General features: G+C 53.1%; 3 protein-coding genes. All 3 read left to right on the top strand.

The window, feature by feature from the left end:
- Positions 1-186 (top strand): transketolase-like TK C-terminal-containing protein (locus RTY00_RS23510; RefSeq protein WP_312666572.1); only part of this gene is annotated, 186 nt, incomplete at its 5' end.
- 340 nt (positions 187-526) lie between these two features.
- The gene (gene epd / locus RTY00_RS23505; protein ID WP_312666571.1) at positions 527-1,546 is read left to right on the top strand and encodes an erythrose-4-phosphate dehydrogenase; all 1,020 of its coding nucleotides are present in this window, start codon (positions 527-529) and stop codon (positions 1,544-1,546) included.
- Between the two features lie 51 nt (positions 1,547-1,597).
- A partial coding sequence (gene pgk, locus RTY00_RS23500) for a phosphoglycerate kinase (protein WP_312666570.1) occupies positions 1,598-2,417 on the top strand: 820 nt, incomplete at its 3' end.

The following is a 2,417-nucleotide window of genomic DNA, read 5'->3' as shown; positions in this document are numbered from 1 at the left end:
AAAGCGGTTGCCGCACGCGTGGCGATTGAGGCGGGTATCGCCGATTACTGGTTCAAATACACCGGCCTGAACGGTGCGATCGTCGGCATGACCACCTTTGGTGAGTCAGCGCCTGCGGATCAGCTGTTCAAAGAGTTTGGTTTCACCGTTGAGAACGTGGTTAAAACGGCGAAATCGATTCTGTGATTTGAGGTCGCCATAAATGGCGACCCTACACAGCGGGTATAAAGGGCGTCCCAACCGGGGCGCCCTTATTGTTTCACCACCTCCAACCTGAAACGGTTCAATTATTCCTGCAGTAATAATCCCGCAGTGCAGAATTTGTGACGTAGATCCAATATTCCGCCACTCACTTGATCGCAATCATTCCCGTTATTCCTCTCTTGCATTACTCTAGCTGAACCGTTTCAGTTGCGGGCAAGAACGTGCATCTTGCCGGTGCGGGCAGGCAATAATTCCCTGTACAAAACGGTGTGAAACGCTCAGGCTAATCGGCACGTTTTTCCGGGTGTTGTTGAAGGTAGAAATGACCGTTCGCGTAGCAATAAATGGTTTTGGTCGTATCGGGCGTAACGTATTGCGCGCTCTGTATGAAACCGGTCGCCGGGCTGAGATTACCGTGGTCGCCATTAACGAGCTGGCCGACGCAGCCGGGATGGCGCATCTGCTGAAGTACGACACCAGCCACGGCCGTTTTGCCTTTGATGTGCGCCAGGAGCGCGATCAGCTGTTTGTTGGCGACGACACCATTCGCATCCTGCATCAAGCGGAAATCGAAGTGTTGCCGTGGCGCGAACTGAATGTGGATATCGTGCTGGATTGCACCGGCGTGTACGGCAGCCGTGCTGATGGCGAAGCCCATTTGGCGGCAGGTGCGAAGAAAGTGTTGTTCTCGCATCCGGGCGGTAACGATCTCGATGCCACTGTCGTGTTTGGTGTTAACGAACAAGCTCTTAAACAAACTGACCGCATTGTCTCCAACGCATCCTGTACCACCAACTGCATTATTCCGGTGATCAAGTTGCTGGATGACGCCTTTGGCATTGAGTCGGGCACCGTGACCACCATTCATTCGGCGATGCACGATCAGCAGGTGATTGACGCCTATCACAGCGATCTGCGTCGTACCCGCGCCGCCAGCCAATCGATCATTCCGGTAGATACGCGTCTTGCTGCTGGCATTACCCGTATTTTTCCGAAATTTAACGATCGCTTTGAGGCGATTGCGGTGCGCGTGCCCACCATCAACGTGACAGCCATTGATTTGAGCGTGTCGGTGCGCGAAGCGGTGAAGGCGTGTGAGGTCAACGCGTTGCTGCAAAACGCGTCAGAAGGGGCGTTTCGTGGTATAGTTGACTATACGGAATTACCGTTAGTCTCAGTAGATTTTAACCATGATCCGCACAGTGCCATAGTCGATGGCACGCAAACGCGGGTCAGTGGTCATCACCTTATCAAAACGCTGGTTTGGTGTGACAACGAATGGGGCTTTGCTAACCGCATGATCGACACCACGTTAGCAATGGCCGCAAGCGGTTTCAGGTAAGACGCGGACTGCGTCTGGCAAAACTTATGAGAATCAACGAGAGGGTTCACCATGTCTGTAATTAAGATGACCGATCTGGATCTTGCTGGTAAACGCGTTCTGATCCGTGCCGATCTCAACGTGCCAGTGAAAGAAGGGAAAGTGACGTCAGATGCACGTATTCGTGCTTCTCTGCCTACCATCGAAGCGGCGTTGAAACAGGGCGCGAAAGTGATGGTTACCTCTCACCTGGGTCGTCCGACCGAAGGTGAATACAACGAAGAGTTCTCCCTGCTGCCGGTTGTTAACTACCTGAAAGACAAACTGAACGGCACCAACGTTACCCTGGCAAAAGATTACCTCAAAGGTGTTGAAGTCAACGCAGGTGAACTTGTTGTTCTGGAAAACGTGCGCTTTAACAAAGGCGAGAAAAAAGACGAAGAAGGTCTGGCAAAGGATTATGCCGCACTGTGCGACGTATTCGTGATGGATGCATTCGGTACTGCGCACCGCGCGCAGGCTTCTACCCACGGCGTGGGCAAGTTTGCACCAATCGCCTGTGCGGGTCCGCTGCTGTCAGCTGAGCTGGAAGCGCTGGGCAAAGTGATGAGCAATCCAGAGCGTCCGCTGGTTGCTGTGGTTGGCGGTTCTAAAGTGTCGACCAAATTTGATGTGCTGCAGTCGCTGGTGAAAATTGCTGACACCGTGATCGTTGGCGGCGGTATCGCGAACACCTTCGTGGCTATCGAAAACAACGTCGGTAAATCATTGTACGAGCCAGACTTCGTTGAAGCAGCGAAAAAGCTGCGTGACGAGCACGGCATCCCAGTTCCTACCGATTCTCGCGTAGGCACGGAATTCTCTGAAACTGCGCCGGCAACCGTTAAAAAGG

It is taken from the genome of Pantoea sp. CTOTU49201 (genome assembly GCF_032054795.1).
Lineage (GTDB): Bacteria > Pseudomonadota > Gammaproteobacteria > Enterobacterales > Enterobacteriaceae > Pantoea > Pantoea symbiotica.
The sequence above is the reverse complement of the archived record's forward strand: the minus strand, read 5'-3'. Positions and strand labels throughout refer to the sequence as shown.